At 61.7% G+C, this 16,509-nt stretch carries 17 protein-coding genes; 11 read left to right on the plus strand and 6 right to left on the minus strand.

Annotated elements, in window-relative coordinates; all coding sequences use genetic code 11:
• Positions 1-10: 10 nt before the first annotated feature.
• A complete protein-coding gene (locus tag LSG43_RS01935; protein WP_231800856.1) occupies positions 11-817 on the plus strand; it encodes a glutathione S-transferase family protein in 807 nt (268 codons plus the stop codon).
• 59 nt (positions 818-876) lie between these two features.
• Positions 877-1,986, plus strand: coding sequence for a helix-turn-helix transcriptional regulator (locus tag LSG43_RS01940; RefSeq protein WP_231800857.1), 1,110 nt, complete (start codon positions 877-879; stop codon positions 1,984-1,986).
• Between the two features lie 102 nt (positions 1,987-2,088).
• Here the strand turns inward: LSG43_RS01940 and LSG43_RS01945 are convergent, their stop codons facing one another.
• A complete protein-coding gene (locus tag LSG43_RS01945; RefSeq protein WP_231800858.1) occupies positions 2,089-2,931 on the minus strand; it encodes a glucose 1-dehydrogenase in 843 nt (280 codons plus the stop codon).
• A gap of 56 nt (positions 2,932-2,987) precedes the next feature.
• Positions 2,988-3,335, minus strand: coding sequence for a DUF2171 domain-containing protein (locus LSG43_RS01950; protein WP_231800859.1), 348 nt, complete (start codon positions 3,333-3,335; stop codon positions 2,988-2,990).
• A gap of 170 nt (positions 3,336-3,505) precedes the next feature.
• Between LSG43_RS01950 and LSG43_RS01955 the strand changes: the two genes are divergently transcribed.
• The 4 genes from LSG43_RS01955 (at position 3,506) to LSG43_RS01970 (ending at position 6,893) form a co-directional block, all read left to right on the plus strand.
• Positions 3,506-3,895: a hypothetical protein gene (locus LSG43_RS01955; RefSeq protein ID WP_231800860.1), complete on the plus strand. Its 390-nt coding sequence runs from the start codon at positions 3,506-3,508 to the stop codon at positions 3,893-3,895.
• Positions 3,892-5,979 carry a pyrroloquinoline quinone-dependent dehydrogenase gene (locus LSG43_RS01960; protein ID WP_231800861.1) on the plus strand — a complete coding sequence of 696 codons (2,088 nt, stop codon included), beginning with the start codon at positions 3,892-3,894 and terminating at the stop codon, positions 5,977-5,979. The genes LSG43_RS01955 and LSG43_RS01960 overlap by 4 nt, the downstream gene beginning before the upstream one ends.
• A gap of 141 nt (positions 5,980-6,120) precedes the next feature.
• Positions 6,121-6,570: a DUF2383 domain-containing protein gene (locus LSG43_RS01965; RefSeq protein ID WP_231800862.1), complete on the plus strand. Its 450-nt coding sequence runs from the start codon at positions 6,121-6,123 to the stop codon at positions 6,568-6,570.
• A 53-nt stretch (positions 6,571-6,623) separates the two neighbouring features.
• Positions 6,624-6,893 carry an aa3-type cytochrome c oxidase subunit IV gene (locus tag LSG43_RS01970; RefSeq protein WP_231800863.1) on the plus strand — a complete coding sequence of 90 codons (270 nt, stop codon included), beginning with the start codon at positions 6,624-6,626 and terminating at the stop codon, positions 6,891-6,893.
• Positions 6,894-6,908: 15 nt separating this feature from the next.
• Here the strand turns inward: LSG43_RS01970 and LSG43_RS01975 are convergent, their stop codons facing one another.
• Entirely contained in the window at positions 6,909-7,091 is a 183-nt protein-coding gene (locus LSG43_RS01975; RefSeq protein WP_231800864.1) for a hypothetical protein, read from the minus strand.
• 161 nt (positions 7,092-7,252) lie between these two features.
• On the opposite strand from LSG43_RS01975, the gene LSG43_RS01980 reads away from it, so the two are divergent.
• Complete coding sequence (locus LSG43_RS01980; RefSeq protein ID WP_231800865.1) at positions 7,253-7,516, plus strand: DUF2934 domain-containing protein; 264 nt, start codon at positions 7,253-7,255, stop codon at positions 7,514-7,516.
• Entirely contained in the window at positions 7,516-8,580 is a 1,065-nt protein-coding gene (locus LSG43_RS01985) for an AI-2E family transporter (RefSeq protein ID WP_231800866.1), read from the plus strand. The genes LSG43_RS01980 and LSG43_RS01985 overlap by 1 nt, the downstream gene beginning before the upstream one ends.
• Before the next feature lie 30 nt (positions 8,581-8,610).
• On the opposite strand, the gene LSG43_RS01990 is transcribed toward LSG43_RS01985, so the two are convergent.
• Positions 8,611-9,261 (minus strand): Crp/Fnr family transcriptional regulator, encoded by a 651-nt coding sequence (locus LSG43_RS01990; RefSeq protein ID WP_231800874.1) that lies wholly within the window; start codon positions 9,259-9,261, stop codon positions 8,611-8,613.
• A gap of 339 nt (positions 9,262-9,600) precedes the next feature.
• On the opposite strand from LSG43_RS01990, the gene LSG43_RS01995 reads away from it, so the two are divergent.
• The 3 genes from LSG43_RS01995 to ligD all read left to right on the plus strand — a co-directional run bounded on the left by LSG43_RS01995 (position 9,601) and on the right by ligD (position 13,572).
• On the plus strand, positions 9,601-10,083 hold the full coding sequence (locus tag LSG43_RS01995) for a response regulator (protein ID WP_231800875.1): 483 nt from the start codon (positions 9,601-9,603) through the stop codon (positions 10,081-10,083).
• Between the two features lie 114 nt (positions 10,084-10,197).
• On the plus strand, positions 10,198-11,046 hold the full coding sequence (gene ku, locus LSG43_RS02000; RefSeq protein WP_231800876.1) for a non-homologous end joining protein Ku: 849 nt from the start codon (positions 10,198-10,200) through the stop codon (positions 11,044-11,046).
• A 3-nt stretch (positions 11,047-11,049) separates the two neighbouring features.
• Positions 11,050-13,572, plus strand: a complete 2,523-nt coding sequence (ligD, locus tag LSG43_RS02005; RefSeq protein ID WP_231800878.1) for a DNA ligase D — start codon at positions 11,050-11,052, stop codon at positions 13,570-13,572.
• A gap of 4 nt (positions 13,573-13,576) precedes the next feature.
• On the opposite strand, the gene LSG43_RS02010 is transcribed toward ligD, so the two are convergent.
• Positions 13,577-13,963: a hypothetical protein gene (locus tag LSG43_RS02010; RefSeq protein ID WP_231800880.1), complete on the minus strand. Its 387-nt coding sequence runs from the start codon at positions 13,961-13,963 to the stop codon at positions 13,577-13,579.
• A gap of 4 nt (positions 13,964-13,967) precedes the next feature.
• Positions 13,968-16,505, minus strand: a complete 2,538-nt coding sequence (gene ctaD, locus LSG43_RS02015; protein ID WP_231800882.1) for a cytochrome c oxidase subunit I — start codon at positions 16,503-16,505, stop codon at positions 13,968-13,970.
• Between the last annotated feature and the right edge of the window lie 4 nt (positions 16,506-16,509).

Here is a 16,509-nt window from a genome sequence, read left to right on the forward strand (position 1 = left end):
TGTCCTCGCAATGAAGCCGATCGTTTATCACATCCCGGTATGCCCCTTCTCCCAGCGGCTTGAAATCCTGCTGGCACTGAAGGGGCAGACCCACGCCGTCGAGTTCCGCGTGGTCGACATCACAAAGCCACGCGACCCCGCACTTTTGGAAAAGACCCGGGGAACGACATCGCTCCCGGTTCTGGAAATGCCCGACGGTCGCATACTCAAGGAAAGCCTCGTCATTCTCGACTATCTCGACGAAGCGCTTCCCGGCCCGCCGGTCCGGAGGACCGATCCTTATGAGCATGCCATTGAACGCATGCTGATCGCGCTTGAAGGGCCCTTTACCGGTGCGGGATATATGCTGGTCATGAATCAGGACCGGGCCGAACGCGCAAAAAAGCGCGAAAGACTGCTCGAACTTTATGCCCGGATCGACGATTGTCTTGTCGCTTATGGCGGCACCCAAAGGGAGGGTGGCGACTTTCTCTTTGACGCGTTCGGTCTTGCCGAAACGGTTTTTGCACCGGTTTTCGCCAGGTTCTGGTTTCTCGAATATTACGAAGGGTTCGATCTGCCCCACGATCCTCGCTTTGAGAGGGTGCGACGCTGGCGCACGGCCTGCCTTGGCCATCATGCCGCCCAGCAGGTGAGCCGCGAGGAAATCGTCAAGCTCTACTACGACTACGCTCTGGGGATGGGAAATGGGGCCCTGCCTGCCGGCAGGGAAATCTCGAGCTTTGCCATGCGACCCCATTGGCGGGATCGGCCATGGCCGCCTGCGGATAAATACGGTCCCCCGGCAACGGACGTGGAACTGGGACTCGCAGGATGAGAGGCGCGCGAAATACAGTGGGTGCCGCCTTGCGATCGGCCCGGAAGCGGGTAAGCGGCATGGACAGTGCATCCAAAATCGTCGGGCAGATATACGATGCCGCATTCGACGCGCAGATCTGGCCCGACTTGCTGTGCGCGATTGCCGATCATTGCCGTGTGGAAAACGCCGCTCTCGTGGCCACGGACCCGCATATCGGATTTGCGTCGGTCGTGACGCCGCGGGCGGATCCCAGGATCGTTTCGGATTACGCCGATCACTGGTGGGCGCACGACCCGACTGTCAAAGCCACAGCGTCAATGCCCGTTGGCAAGATCACCAGCCTTGACGATACGGGGCGGGACACGTTCTTCGCCAGTGCATTTTATAACGACTACTGGCTTTATTCGGGACTGGGAGCCGAGCGGATTGCGGCCAATCTATTCACCGATAACGGTGGATTTGCTAGCTGCATCCTGCAGGCGTCGAAACAGCGCGACGAGATTGATCCAGACGCATACGAACGCTTCGGCTTTTTCGTCCCGCATCTCGTGCGTGCCATCGGTGTTGCCCGCAACCTCCAGCGCACGGCTTTCGAGAAGGCCCTTCTGGAGAGCGGTTATGGCGCCCATCAAACGGGATCCGTGATCGTCGACTGCTACAGGCGTGTGATCTTCGCCGACAATGTCGCTGAGGACATGCTGTCGAACCACTACGGCATCCTGGTGGCCAAAGGGCGCATTTACCTTCGCGACAGGAAGCCCGACGCAGAGCTCAACGCAGCTTTGCTTGCATGTTCCGCGGCAAGGTTCGGTGCGCCCGCGAGCCGCAGGATCACCGTCGGATCGGAGGGTGCCGCAGCATCGTTTACCGTTGAGGTCCGCCCCTTCCGTACCGCCGGAACGGCGCCGGGAGCGCCCCGTCCGGCTGCAATGCTGCTCCTGCGAGATCCCGAACTGCGGCGAAGACAGCGCATAACCCTGCTCCAGGACCGTTTCGCTTTCACCCCTGCCGAGGCCAGACTTGCCCTGGAAATCCTCGTGGGCGATGGGCGTGCCGCCGCCGCCCGGCGCTGCGGCGTTTCGGTAAATACCGCGCGCACCCAGCTCACCTGCATTTTCGAGAAGGTTGGCGTGACCCGGCAGACCGAGCTGATCCGAGCCTTGATTGATGCGGGTGTGGCGCGCTGAGCTCTAGCGTCAGGCTGATTTGCCGAGCAATGTAATTGCACACGTAGACGGCGGAAATCGGCATCCGACGCACGAGCCCGCTCAGAAGGAAAGCATCCGCACTCAGCTCGACGGCAGGTCGCCGCCATTGACGTGAATGGTCTGGCCGGTCGTATAGCGGCCGTCCTCCGAGGCGAGAAACAGGTAGGCCGGCGCGACCTCGTTGGGCTGTCCCGGCCGGCCCAGCGGTGTATTTTCGCCAAACGATTTGACGTGCTCGGCATCGAAGCTCGCGGGGATCAACGGGGTCCAGATCGGACCAGGCGCAACCGCGTTGACGAGGATCGGTTTGTCGGCCAGGCGCGCCGAAAGCGAGCGTGTCAACGCAACGATCGCGCCTTTCGTCATGGCATAATCGACCAGCTCGGGATGTCCCCTATAGGCGACGACGGACGCGGTATTGATGATGCGGGCGCCCGGCTCCAAGTGCTTGAGCGCCGCCTGCACCATAAAGAAATAGCCGAATATGTTGGTATCGAACACACGGCGGACCGCGTCTTCGTCGAGATCCGCAAGGTCGTCCCGCACGTGTTGTTCTGCGGCATTGTTGATCAGGATGTCGAGCTTGCCGAAAGTTTCGATGGCACGTTCGGTCAGCGTCCGGCACACAGCCGCATCCCCGACATCCCCTTTAAACAGTACGGCCTCGCCACCCTCGGCCTCCACCAGACGCTGTGTCTCCTCCGCATCGCCATCCTCGTCGCGATAGCCGATCACCAGCTTCGCACCCTCGCGCGCGAACAGGACGCTGATCGCGCGCCCGATCCCCGAGTCGCCGCCGGTGATGAGCGCGACCTTGTCCTTTAGCCGTCCGCTGCCCGGATAGAACGGCATATACTCCGGGCGGGGCTCCATTTGGCTTTCGATGCCGGGCTGACGGTCCTGATGCTGGGCGGGCTGCGCCATGGTCGCGCTCCTTCACTGTGTTATGCTGACCTGAAATCGGGTATGGCGGCGATTATTTACGCTGTGGCGAGATCGTCCCGGCGGACATTGAGCACGAGGCGATCGCCTGCGACCTCTTTGATCTGGTCGGGCAGGATGTATCGATCCTTTTGCAGAATGCCGTCGGCGTCGAGCAGCACATATCCTTCGCGCAAAAGTCGCGCTCGCTGGGCTTCGGGCATATCGCTGGGCCAGAGCGCCGACTTCAAAGCGTCCACAAGCGTTTCGTCGTGTTCTGTCTCCTGGCCTGCGGTCGTGGTGGCTTCGGCCTGACCGAACTTGAGGTCCTCGACGGTGCCAATGTGCTCATCGGCGCTGTCGTAGACATCCATACCTGTGCGCACGTTTTCGGGAATCCCAGCCATTTTGTATCTCCTGACCATGTCGGGTTCTCACCAGCTTCAACGGCCGGCATCCAATCGCGTTCCCGGGGGCGGAACGACACAACAATGATCCGGCGCGATGCGCGCCCGAGGAACACAGATCGGCCTGTCTCCGTTGCGTCCCCAAGACGTGCGAAAATCAGGAGGCAGGTATGAGTGCCGTCCCACACGAACAGACAGCGAGGCAGATGCTCTCTCCAGGCTACATTGCAGCGCTTGTTCTCGCCGTATTGCTCCTTGCCGCTGGCGCCGTGATTTTTCTCGGGGGCATTTGGCTGCTGGCCCTGGGTGGATCGTTCTACTACGCGGTCGCGGGTGCCGGCGTCCTGGCCACGGGCGGCTTGCTCATGGCGCGGTCGATACTGGCCGTATGGGTTTACGCTCTAACCTATGTATTCACGTTGATCTGGGCACTTTGGGAGGTCGGATTGGACGGATGGGCGCAAGTCCCCCGTCTCGTCGGCCCGACGATCGTGCTGGCGCTGGTTCTCCTGTGCATCCCGGTCCTCAGATCGAAACGAGCGGAAGGGAGGACACAGTGACTTTCCAGTCGATCTCCAAAACATGCCCGATGGTGCTTGTCGGCATGACGTTGGCGCTTGTCTCATCCGTCCCGTCATCGATCGCGCAGCAGCTTCCCCAGCAGCCGGAGGGGCAGTCTCCCGGCGCCGTGATATCCGAGCCGGTTGAAGACGGGGCACCTTCGGCCGCGCAGGCTCCCTTGGCGACGGCGGAAACCGGGGATGCCTGGCCCGCCTATGGCGGGACGTATCACGGGACGCGCTATTCTCCACTCGACCAGATCACAACCGAGAACGTCGCCAACCTCGAGCGGGTTTGGGAGTTCCGGACGGGCGACCTCCCGCCCGAAGACCAGGACGTTGCATGGTCGCCCGAAACCACACCGCTCAAGGTCGGCGACGATCTTTTCATGTGTACGCCGACGAACGTCATGATTGCCGTTGACGCCCGGACGGGCCGGGAAGAATGGCGGTACGACCCGCAAGTCTCCTATGACGCGGTTCCCCATGCGGCAGCGTGCCGGGGCGTTGCCTATTTCGAGGTCCCCAACCCCGAAGATCCCGATGCGCTCTGCGCAAACCGCGTCATAGAGGCGACGCTCGATGCGCGTCTCATCGCGGTCGACGCGCGTACCGGTCAGCCCTGTCCGGAATTCGGCCGCAGCGGGGAGGTGCCGCTCGATGAACATTTGGGACGGACAGTCCCGGGCTGGGTTGCGGTGACCTCTCCCCCCACAATCGTGCGCGGCATCGTCGTCGTCGGGCATCAGGTCAACGATAACGAAGCACTCGACGCACCATCGGGCGTGGTGCGCGGCTACGACGCGGTAACCGGCGAACTGGCGTGGGCCTGGGATCTCGGCCAGCCGGACCTCGAAGGCGAGCCTCCCGAGGGTGAAACCTATACGCGCGGAACACCCAATATGTGGACGACCGCCGCAGCCGACGAGGAACTGGGGTATGTCTATCTGCCCCTCGGCAACTCCGCGGTCGATTACTACGGTTCCGAGCGCAGCGAGGCAGAGAACGCGTACGCGACCTCGCTCGTTGCCGTCGACGTCACGACCGGCGAGGACGTATGGCACTTCCAGACCGTCTACCACGATGTGTGGGATTACGATCTGGGAAGCCAGCCGGCATTGGTGGATTTCCCGACCGAAGACGGAACGGTTCCGGCGATCATCGTATCGAGCAAGCAGGGCGATATCTATGTGCTCAATCGCGAGACAGGCGAACCCCTGTTCCCCGTTGAAGAACGGCAAGTACCCGGAGGGGGCGTCGAGCCGGACTACCTCTCTCCCGTCCAGCCGTTCTCGACCTATCACACGCTGGCCTTCGAGCCGATCGAAGAACGCGATATGTGGGGCATGACGCCAATCGACCAGCTTTGGTGCCGTATCCAGTTCCATCTCGCCCGCTATGACGGGATGTACACGCCGCCGACCGCGGATCAGCCGTATATCCAGTATCCGGGGTACAATGGCGGCCAGGATTGGGGCTCGATGGCCGTTGATGAGGAACGCGGCATTATCGTTGCGAACTACAACGACATCCCCAACTACAACCGGTTGCTCACGCGTGAGGAGGTCGAGGAACAAGGCATGCTGCCGATCACCCATCCGGAGGGGGACGAGGGCGACCCGCAGGTCGGCGTGCCCTACGGCATCGAGGTGAACCCGGGCTGGCGCAGCGACGTGACCAACCTGATATGCAAGCAGCCCCCTTATGGCGGGATCCGGGCGATCGACCTGGAAACCGGTGAGACGATCTGGGATCAGCCGTTCGGATCGGCGCGGGCGAACGGTCCCTTCGGCATACCCTCAAGGCTGCCGTTCACAATCGGCACGCCCAATAACGGCGGTCCGATCGTCACGGCCGGCGGGCTCATTTTCATCGCCGCGACGACCGACAACCTGATCCGTGCGCTGGACATTGAAACCGGCGAGGAGCTCTGGCGGGACGTCCTGCCGGCGGGGGGACAGGCCGCGCCGATCACCTTCGAGCAGGATGGCCGTCAGTATCTTGCCATGTTCGCCGGCGGCCATGGGTTCATGGAAACGCCTCCAGGCGATTATCTCTGGGCCTGGGCTCTGCCGGAAGAGTAATACGGCCGCCCCGCTGAGCCTTCCGGCCGCGAGGTCGGGGGCTCAGTTCCGTCCCGGGCGCTGAACCTAGGTTAGAAGACGGGAAACCAGGGCCAACCCGTGTCGTTAGCTCACTACTGGATAGGTGAACCGGAGACGGAAATGGCTACGACGGTCGGAAACGAACGCAACATTGAAGACCTTCTTCTTGAGCTTCTCAAGCTCGAGCATGACGCGCTTGCCGGCTATGACGCCGCGATCGAGCATCTTGAGGACCCCGAGATCAAGACACAGGTCACCGCGTTCAGGGAAGACCATGCGAGTCACATCAGCGATCTCGATGTGCTGGCGCGCGAACTCAGTATGGAAGCGCCCAGCGGCGGCGGACTGAAGAAGGTCCTGACCTCCGGCAAGGTGCTGGTTGCCGACCTTTTCGGTGACGAGGCGATCCTGAAGGCCATGATCCTCAATGAGGATGACACCGTGACCGCATACGAACGCGCGGCCGACAACGTCCATGCGAACGCGCGCGCGCGATCGATCTTTCAGGAGGCTCTCGCCGATGAACGGCGCCACCGCTCCTGGATGAAGGATGCCCTATCGTCCTCTTAGGGCCGTGTTCGAAGGTTCGCTACAGCTTTAAGAACAACCGCGAGGGAAGAAAGATGTCCGATCATTACCAGACGCAGAGTGGCGCGCGCGGCGGGTCTTCCTCGGAAGCGCGGCAAGCCTATGCCGAACACGAACGAACCTATCGCGGCTTTCTTGCCCTCTCCAAATGGTTCGTCATTCACGTGGCTCTGATCCTCATCGGCCTTTATTTCGTGACGATCCAGGGCATGCTCTACCTGGGCGGCATGTTCTGGCTTCTGGCTCTTGCGCTTATGGGATATGGCCTCGTGAACGCGGCGCTCAGATCAACGCCGCGCCACTAGGGATCGGGCCGGGCCTCAGCGTTTGGTGTTGCTCGCGCCTTTGGCGCTCGCCTCGGAGGGTTGAGGCTTGGCCGGGTTGGCTCCGCTGCGCGTACTCGCAGCCCCGGGAACCTGCCCGAACTTGGTGCCGCCGAGGTGTCCCCCGGTGGACATATGCGTGACCCGTTCGCGTTCTTTTTCGGCGTTTGCCTTGCTCATAACGGTCTCCTGGACAGTTCAAAATTCACATCTCGTCAATGCGACACCGCGGTGCGCGTTCCTCAACGCCAACATGAAGCAATGGCAGCCGTGAAATTGAACGGAGCGGGGCAATTTGCCGTTATCGGAATCAGGAAACGTGAACCAGCAGGAGAGAAGCCATGCAAGACGCCAGAACCGAGGCAATTCGCGCCAGAGCCTATGAACTCTGGGAACAGGAAGGACGGCCCGAAGGGCGCGACCAGGACCACTGGTTTCGTGCGGCTCAAGAGATTGCACAGTCCCAGGACGCTTCGAGCGGCGGCGGCGACCGCCTGCCCGATCCGGACCTGCCAGGCTCGCCCGGAACCGCATCGAATGGTTTTGAAAGCGCCGTGCCCGACAACCTGTCGCGCCGTCGTGAGACGCAAAAGACCCGGTTGTAATGGGTGAGAGACGGGATCGGACAGACCGCCCTGATGCGAACCATGCAGCTACGCCCGTACGCCACATGATGACTGTGGTGCTGCTCGGCGTGGCGCTCGTTGTGGGCACCTTCCTTGTTTGGCAGGTGATCGGTGTGCTGTTGCTCGTCTTCGCCGCTTTCGTGGTCTCGAGCATCTTTTCGATGGTGGCCAAGCACCTCCATCGTTGGCTGCGGATACCCGAGCCAATTGCGCTTCCCACGGCGATCGTGCTGATCACCGCGTCTATCGGAGGCTTCTTCGTGCTCACCGGCGCCCAGTTGCGATCCGGCGCCGAAGAGCTGGCGCGTCGGCTGCCCCAGGATGTCGAAGCTCTCGCCGAACGACTGGGTATCCGGGATCTGACCGGACAGATGGGCGAGGCGCTTCAGAACGGCGAGGCGCTCTGGAACATCGTGAACTATACCGGTGGGCTCGCAAGCGTCCTGACGGGGCTTTTGGTCGTGATTGTCGCCGGGGCGTTTATCGCGGCATCGCCGGATACCTACCGGCGCGGCTTCCTGCTGCTCTTTCCTGGCCACATGCGCGGCCGCATCGACCGCGCCATTTCCGCGACGTCGAGAGCGCTTGAGCTTTGGCTGGTCAGCAAGGTCATCATGATGCTGGCCGTATTCGCCGCCACAACGCCAGGTCTTTACTTCATCGGCGTTCCCTACGCCCTGACATTGGGCATCCTGGCGGGAGTGCTTGAGTTCATCCCTTTCTTCGGTCCTATCATCGCGGCGGCCCCCGCACTTCTCGTCGCGCTATCTGAAGGCGGCACGATGGTGTTCTGGGTTGCCGGGCTTTACCTTGTCATTCAGCAACTCGAGAACAATCTTCTGGTCCCGTTGACGCAAAAATATGCGGTCTCCCTGCCACCGGCGGTGCCGCTCTTTTCGATCCTGCTTTTTGCATCGCTGTTCGGTGTCCTCGGTCTCCTGCTCGCCCTGCCCCTGACCGTGGTGGTCGTGGTGTTGATCAAGCAGCTCTATGTCCGGGACGTATTGGGAGAGCATGTCAGCCTTCCCGGCACGGATGACTGAGTTCAAAGCCCAAAAAGGGAGCCTGCGCCCTTAGCGGCCCCCGGTCTGTGGCGTGGCTTTCTGCGCCGGATCGAACGACGGCACGCTCCGAAGATGGAGATAGCCGGGCGAAAACATCGCGATCTTCTTGAGTTCGGCAACATCTTTGAGTTCCATCACGTGGTCGCGAAATACGATGAGTTCGCGGCGGCGCAGTTCCTGCAAAGTGCGATTGACGTGGACCGAGGAGAGCCCCAGCGTGTCCGCCAGTTCGCTCTGGGTGATCGGCAAATCGAACGTGTAGACGTCCACCTGCGCGACCGCGGACAGCCGGACATAAAGCTCGCACAGCAAGTGGGCCATGCGCTCGAGCGCCGAGCGCTGCCCGATGTTCACGAGCCATTCCTGGGTAATCGACTCCTCCACAAGCGTCGACCACCATAGGGCACGGGTGATCCGCGGATATCGCTCGGTCAAGGCCAGAAGGTGTTCGGGGGTGATGACCGACACGGACACATCGGAAAGCGTTGAGACCGCACTGTCCGTCCGCCCCAGGATAAACACGCGCAGATCGCTGAGATCGCCCGGCACCAGAAACGACAGAATCTGCCTGCGTCCGTCCGGCAGGGTTCTGTGTCTGCACGCGAACCCCTCTTCGATCAGGCAGATCGCGCCCTTCAAGGATTTGTCGTCCGCGATCATCTGGCGTCCCCTGAGACGTTTGGATCCTGCTGGGAGGCTGAGGATGGCCTGCTGCTCGTCCTCGCTTAAAGCGATAAAATTCTGAAGCTTTCGAACCAACAAGTGCGTCACGCAAGATACCTCATCCAAATTCGGCTTCTCTTCAAACGCGAGACTGCGCCCGAAGTTCGCCAAAAGGGTCCCGGCCGCGCGCTGCGCCACAGGGGCCTGTTGCATGGCGGGCGGATCGACGGATTAACCTATGTTGTTCCCCCTTGAGGCGCGAACCAAGCGGCAGAAATGCCGCCGGTCGATGCAAACATTCCCCGTTCTCTGCGTTAGAGGGGAACGGAGGATCAAATGGAGAGAAACCGAGATCTCGATAAGAAGCAGATCCTCGTCGTCGAGGACGATTTCGTGCTCGCGCGGGAGATCTGCACTGAACTGGAGGCCCACGGCGCGGCGATCATCGGACCGGCACCGACCGTCCATTACGCCCGGCTGATTATCGGCAAGCGCCGCCTCGATGGCGCGGTGCTCGATATCAAGCTTTTTGGCGAGTACGTCTACGATCTGGCCGACGACCTTCAGCGCGACGGCATTCCCATGCTGTTTACCACGGCTTACCGCAACGAACAGATTGCCGCACGATACAGATCCGCTGATACCCTGCAAAAACCCATAGATCTCAATAAGCTAGTGGATCGTGTGTCGGCCTTCAAACGCCCGCGCGGTGCCGAGCCACGCAACCGCTCTGCGGGGCAACAGGCGTCCCTGCCTCATGATGCCCTGTTCGATAAATGGAGTCGCGCGCTCGCAAGAAGCATGCGGGAGCGGGACTGATCAGGCTGACCGGGTCGAATGCCCCCGCTCGCTTCTACCCCAGGGCGCGCGGATGGAACCGATTTCGCGCCCCGCCGCTTGAATCGGTGGAGCTCATAAACTGATGGATCTCGCATGCCTTCTGCACGTCCTGTCTGGAAAGGACAGATACGTCTTTCGCTCGTCTCCATACCGGTGGAACTCTATTCGGCCTCGAAGTCGGGTTCACGGATACGATTCAGGCAAATTCACGAGCCCTCGGGCAAGCCCGTGCATTATGAAAAAGTCGTCGAGGGGGTCGGCCCCGTCGACACCGACGACATCATGAAAGGATTCGAATACGAGAAAGACAATTATGTCCTTCTCACCAATGAGGAGATCGATGCGGTCAGGCTCGAAACGCGCAAGACGCTCGAGCTGACGCAGTTCGTAGGCGCCTGCGCAATCGATCCCCTCTATTTTGACAAGTCCTATTTCGTCGTCCCGCAGGACGAGCTGGCCGAGGACGCCTTCCGGGTCCTGCGCGATGCACTCAGAAGCACCGAGCGCGTCGGCCTTGGCCAGCTGGCCATGCGCGGGCGCGAATATCTCGCCGCCATCAAGCCCTGCAGCAACGGCCTGTTGCTCGAAACGCTCCACTACGAGGATGAAATCCGCGAGTCCGAGAAGTTCTTTTCCGACATTCCTGAAAAGAAGGCGGAAAAGGACCTTCTCGATGTCGCCACCGAATTGATCGAACGCAAGACGGCGGCTTTCGATGCGAGCACGTATCGGGATCATTATCGCGAGGCCTTGCGCGAGGTGATCGACACCAAACTCAAGAGCCGCGGCAAGAAGAAGGTCTCGACCAGAAAAGAGCGCGAAACCGGCGGCGAAGGCGAAAACGTCATCGATCTCATGTCCGCGCTCAAGTCGAGCCTCGAGAAATCCGGCGGCAAATCGCGATCCACGAAAAGCTCGGGCCGCAAGAAAAAGGCGAGTTGACCCATGGCACGTGCGCACGGCCTTCTGGCCGAGTACCGGAAGAAACGCGATTTTTCGAAAACCCGGGAGCCGAAAGGCTCGGCGGCGCAGGGCGCCGGCAATATCTTCGTGGTGCAAAAGCATGACGCTTCCACCCTGCACTACGATTTCCGGCTGGAGCTCGACGGCGTCCTCAAGAGCTGGGCCGTGACCAAGGGGCCGAGCGCCAACCCCGAGGACAAACGCCTCGCCGTTCGCACCGAGGACCACCCCCTGGACTATGCCCGCTTCGAGGGGACGATCCCCCCCGATGAGTATGGCGGGGGCACCGTCATGCTCTGGGATTTCGGTACGTGGACGCCCGAGGGCGATCCGCGCAAGGGCCTGAAGTCGGGCAAACTCTCTTTCACGCTCGACGGCGAACGCATGAAGGGGGGCTGGGCGCTTATCCGCATGCGCGGCAAGAAAGGCGAGGCACGCGAGAACTGGCTTCTCGTCAAGGAACGCGACGCCGAAGCACGGAACAAGGACGCATTGACCAGCCCAGATACCAGCGTCTCGACCGGCCGCAAGATGGCCGCGATCGCCAAGGACGAGGCGTCAAGGCCATCGGAACCGGTCGAGGACGCGAAAGCGCGGAAAAGCCACTCCAACGCGAAACTGCCCGGCTACCACGAACCCGAACTGGCCACCCTTGTCGACGCCGTCCCGAAGGGGGACGACTGGCTCTTTGAAATGAAATACGACGGCTACCGCGCGCTTGCTGCTCTATCTGACGACGCCGTCAGGATCTACTCGCGGCGCGGCCATGACTGGACGGACAAATTCGGCGTGCTCGTCGAACCGCTTTCGCGGTTGACGAGGGGGTCGGCGCTGATCGATGGCGAAGTCTGCGCTTTCGAAAACGGTAAAACCAGTTTTTCAACGCTCCAGACCACCCTGTCCGAGGGCGGCCCTCTTGCTTTTTTCGCCTTTGACCTGCTCGAGCAGGATGGCAAATCGTTGCGCGACGAGCCGCTTCGAAACCGCAAGAAAGCGCTCGCAAAGCTCATCGGCCGCCAGCCAAAGCATGCGGCGATCCAATATTCGCCGGACATGGAGGGGCGCGGAGAGGACGTTCTCGACGCCGTTTGCGAAGCGGGGCACGAAGGTATCATCGCCAAGCGGGCCAGCGCCCCCTATCGGTCGGGGCGTGGAAAGTCCTGGCTCAAGGTCAAATGTACGCTTCGGCAGGAATTCATCATTGTCGGCTGGTCGCCTTCAAATAAGCGCAAGGGCTTTGCCTCGTTGCTGCTCGCGACCGAAGAAGATGGCAAGCTCGTCTATCGCGGGCGCGTGGGTACGGGCTTTTCGGACGACGACCGCGCCCGCATCCAGAAAAAACTCGACGCCCGCGCGCGCAAAACGGCCCCGATTTCAGGCGTTCCCAAGGCGTTCGCGCGCGAGGCGCACTGGGTCCGCCCCGACCTTCTGGGCGAGGTCGCCTACACCGAGCGGACGTCCGATGGTGTACTGCGGCACCCCGCTTTCCTTGGCCTGCGCGAAGACAAGACGGCCACCGGCGTCTCGCTCGAAACGGCGAAGCCGGTGAACGAAAACCCTGCAACGCCAATTTCCGGAGACGGTGGAATGGATGCGCTCAGCGAAGATGACGGCATTGCCGCCGCCGAAGCCGCCGGTGTGCGGCTCACCAGTCCTGGCAAAATCCTTTTCCCCGGCCAGGGCGTCACCAAGGCGCGCCTCGTTGCGTATTACGCCGCGGTCGCCGACGCCATGCTGCCCTTCATCGCGGATCGCCCCCTTAGCCTCGTGCGGTGTCCCGCCGGCCGTGCCAGGCAATGCTTTTTCCAAAAGCACGATACCGGTGGGTTTGCGGACGCCATGAAGTCCGTGGATATCACGGAAAAGTCCGGCGAGAAGGCCGACTACTTCTACCTCGACGACCTCGCCGGGCTCATCGCCGGCGTCCAGATGGGCGTGCTGGAATACCACCTTTGGGGTGTCCGCCGCGACAAGGTTGAGAAGCCCGAGCGCATCGTATTCGATATCGACCCCGACGAGGGCCTTGCCTTCTCCGACGTCAGATCGGCCGCCTTCCGGCTGCGCGACGAACTCGAGGCGCTCGGGCTTCGGTCGTATCCCATGGTCACAGGGGGCAAGGGCATCCACGTTATTGCGCCACTCGTGCGGCGCGCGGGTTGGGACGAGGTCAAGGCCTTCTCCGCCGGACTTGCCAAAAAAATCGCCGCCGAGGATCCTCAAACATTCATCGCAACCGCGTCCAAGGCCAAGCGCGCGGGCAAGATCTTTATCGACTACCTGCGCAACGAACGGGGCTCGACCGCCATTTCGCCTTTTTCGACACGCGCGGGTGAAGGAGCGCCCGTCGCCGTTCCACTCGATTGGAACGAGCTCGACGGCATCGACAAGGCGAACGCGTTTTCCCTGGAGGCCGCGGTGGATCGGGCGCGCAACGCCAAGCCCTGGATGGACTATTTCGAGCTCAATCAGTCGGTGACCAGGGCGATGGTCGAAGCTGTCGCCTGATCGTCTATCGCAAGGATGCGCATTCGGGCAGAAAAACCGCGCCGAGCGCCGCATAGGCCATCGCGAGGATCGAAAGCCCCGTCAAAAGCCGCATGACGCCGCGTAGAAACCCCCACTGTGCGGCATCGCCTCTTTCTCCCGCAAGCAGCCGATAGCTCGCCGCCGGCGCGAGAATGGCCCAGGTCGCCACGCCGGCCGGAATGAGCGAGGCGATCACCACGCTCCACAATACCAGCGCGTTTCCGCCGCCGCTCGAGGTGCCGATGCCGGCGGCGCACAGGGCCGACTGGGACCCGTAGATCGCCGTGAGCTGGATGGCCCACAGAATGGGGCCCGCCAGGATGAAAACGAACGTGCCAACCATGCGGCGCGGAGATGTGGCATCACTCATGATATCACCCGATCAACCGTGGGAAGCCGTGGATCAGCACGAGACCGAACACCCCTTGCGCCGCCGTGTAGTAGTAAAGCAGCGCGGCATTGTCGAAGGTTACGCGGCGCTGCTTGTCCATGCCTCCGCGCAGATGGCGGGCCCCGGCGAAAAGGCACATGACGATGGCGGCAAACGCCGCCTGCCCGGTCAGGATCGGCGCCATATAGACCATGGCGCCATAGCTCGAGGCCGTGGGATCGAGCCCTGTCTGCATATGCCCGAGGATCTCGAGCGCGACACCCCCGCCCAGCAGCAGGGCGGCGATGACGAGGCCGGCAGGCACGCCGGGCGTCCGGACGTTCGGCTCGGGCAAGCGCTTGCCGAGCCACGCCATCAGCGCCGACCCGCCCGCGAACATCGCGGCCGATCCGACGGGAAACACAAGCGATGGTGGCGCGGGCGATCCGTTCGGCGCCCAGACATCGGGTGAAACGGTCCAGAGATAAAGGTAGGAAAAGAAGTACGAAATATAGAGTGCCGACGCCACCAGCATCAGCACCACCATGGCCCACCAGCTGTGGGAATTGGGGCCTGTCATATAGGTCGGCAATTTGTACCCGCCGCCGATGTCGACCTCGCCCTGGCTGGGCTTGTCCAACTGCCAGGTCCAGAGAAGGCACAGGAGGATGGCCAGCGTGCCCGACGCGATCCCCAGCCCGACCTCCTTGATGGTCAGGAGCAGGAAGCCGCCTGCCGTAAACGCCGCCGCCAGAAAGGGCGTCCATCCCGCTCCCGGCATCTGGAGGACATATTGAGGCTTTGCCTCGACCGCCGAGGTGACGATCGTTTCGCGCCCGCCGGTTGGTGCATTGGGGAGGTAATGCAGCCCCGCCTCGACCTCCCTGGGCAGATCGGGATTGTCCCATAGCGGCTCGCGGCTGGTCACATGCGGGATCGAACGGGTCGAATAGACGTCGTTGGGCAGGAACTCGAGCGTTCCGGCACCCCAGGGGTTCTCGGCGCCGCCCTCGCCGAAGCGGAAGTTGCGGATGAGATCGATGATGAAGACAAGAACACCGGCGGCGATGACGAAGGCTCCGGCGGTCGAGATCATGTTGAGGACGTCCCATCCCAGATTGCTTGGATAGGTCCAGACCCGCCGGGGCATCCCCGCAAGCCCGGTGATGTGCATGGGGAAAAAGGTGACGTTGAACCCGATGAACATGAGCCAGAACGCCCACTTTCCAAGGCGCTCCGAAAGCATCTTTTTGCTCACCATAGGTGCCCAGTAGTAGAAGGTGGCAAAGAGCGGAAAGACCATGCCGCCGATCAGCACATAATGGAAATGGGCGACGATGAAGTAGCTGTCATGCGCCTGGAAATCGAAGGGCACGATCGCAACCATGACGCCCGTCAGCCCGCCCAGCGTGAAGATGAACAGAAAGCCGAGCACAAACAGCGACGGGACCGTGATCCTGAAACGCTTGCGGCCCGCCGCGATCGTCGCGATCCAGGAAAAGACCTGGATGCCGGAGGGTATGGCGACCGCCATGCTGGCCGCCGAGAAAAACGCGAGGCTCAGTCCGGGAATTCCGGTGGTGAACATATGGTGGACCCATAGCCCGAACGAGAAAAATCCCGTGGCGATCAGCGCAACCACAATGAGGCGATATCCAACCAGCGGGGTCTGCGCCATGGTGGGCACGATCATCGAGACGAGGCCGGCCGCCGGCAGGAAGATGATGTAGACCTCCGGGTGTCCGAAAAACCAGAACAGGTGCTGCCAGAGCAGGGAATCGCCACCCAGTTCCGCCGAAAAGAACGGCCATCCGAACGCGCGCTCGATCTCGAGCAGCATCGTGGCGAGGATCACGGCGGGGAACGCGAAGATGATCATCGCGGCGAAAATGAGCATCGCCCATGCGAAAATCGGCATCTTGGCGAGCGTCATCCCCGGCGGCCGCGTGCGCAGGACACCGACGACGATCTCGATGGCCCCCGCGATCGCCGATATCTCGATAAAGCCGATGCCCAGGAGCCAGAAATCGGCATTGTCGCCCGGTGAAAATTCGGTGAGCGTGTTGGGCGGATACATGAACCATCCCCCCTTGGGGGCGAGGTCGTAGAAAATGGTCGAAAAGAAAACGAGCCCGCCGATCACATAGGCCCATATGGCGAAGGCCGAAAGCCGCGGAAACGGCAGGTCGCGCGCCGCAAGCATTTGTGGAAGCAGCATGACGCCGAGCGCCTCGACCGCGGGCACGGCAAAAAGAAACATCATCGTCGTGCCGTGAACGGTGAACAACTGGTTGTAGAGGTCCTGACTCACGAGCGTGTTGTCGCCAACGGCGAGTTGCATGCGCATCACCAGCGCCAAAACGCCGGCGAGAACGAAAAAGAGAAAAGCGACGCCGATATAGAGCGTGCCGATTACGGTGTTGTTTACCGCCGTGACGAGTCTGATGCCCTTGGGCGTCGCCCAGACGCGTTTGAGGTCCTCAAGTTCGTGCTCGGGGCGGGGGCCTGAATTGGGTAGTTTTTTCTCTTCGGTCGTACTCATATTC

Origin of the sequence: Pelagibacterium xiamenense (assembly GCF_021166475.1) — a bacterium.
Lineage (GTDB): Bacteria > Pseudomonadota > Alphaproteobacteria > Rhizobiales > Devosiaceae > Pelagibacterium > Pelagibacterium xiamenense.

Coding starts and splice junctions, on each gene's coding strand:
- LSG43_RS01935 (WP_231800856.1), top strand. CDS start 11: ATGAAGCCGATCGTTTATCACATCCCGGTATGCCCCTTCTCCCAGCGG.
- LSG43_RS01940 (WP_231800857.1), top strand. CDS start 877: ATGGACAGTGCATCCAAAATCGTCGGGCAGATATACGATGCCGCATTC.
- LSG43_RS01945 (WP_231800858.1), bottom strand. CDS start 2,931: ATGGCGCAGCCCGCCCAGCATCAGGACCGTCAGCCCGGCATCGAAAGC.
- LSG43_RS01950 (WP_231800859.1), bottom strand. CDS start 3,335: ATGGCTGGGATTCCCGAAAACGTGCGCACAGGTATGGATGTCTACGAC.
- LSG43_RS01955 (WP_231800860.1), top strand. CDS start 3,506: ATGAGTGCCGTCCCACACGAACAGACAGCGAGGCAGATGCTCTCTCCA.
- LSG43_RS01965 (WP_231800862.1), top strand. CDS start 6,121: ATGGCTACGACGGTCGGAAACGAACGCAACATTGAAGACCTTCTTCTT.
- LSG43_RS01970 (WP_231800863.1), top strand. CDS start 6,624: ATGTCCGATCATTACCAGACGCAGAGTGGCGCGCGCGGCGGGTCTTCC.
- LSG43_RS01975 (WP_231800864.1), bottom strand. CDS start 7,091: ATGAGCAAGGCAAACGCCGAAAAAGAACGCGAACGGGTCACGCATATG.
- LSG43_RS01980 (WP_231800865.1), top strand. CDS start 7,253: ATGCAAGACGCCAGAACCGAGGCAATTCGCGCCAGAGCCTATGAACTC.
- LSG43_RS01985 (WP_231800866.1), top strand. CDS start 7,516: ATGGGTGAGAGACGGGATCGGACAGACCGCCCTGATGCGAACCATGCA.
- LSG43_RS01990 (WP_231800874.1), bottom strand. CDS start 9,261: ATGATCGCGGACGACAAATCCTTGAAGGGCGCGATCTGCCTGATCGAA.
- LSG43_RS01995 (WP_231800875.1), top strand. CDS start 9,601: ATGGAGAGAAACCGAGATCTCGATAAGAAGCAGATCCTCGTCGTCGAG.
- ku (WP_231800876.1), top strand. CDS start 10,198: ATGCCTTCTGCACGTCCTGTCTGGAAAGGACAGATACGTCTTTCGCTC.
- ligD (WP_231800878.1), top strand. CDS start 11,050: ATGGCACGTGCGCACGGCCTTCTGGCCGAGTACCGGAAGAAACGCGAT.
- LSG43_RS02010 (WP_231800880.1), bottom strand. CDS start 13,963: ATGAGTGATGCCACATCTCCGCGCCGCATGGTTGGCACGTTCGTTTTC.
- ctaD (WP_231800882.1), bottom strand. CDS start 16,505: ATGAGTACGACCGAAGAGAAAAAACTACCCAATTCAGGCCCCCGCCCC.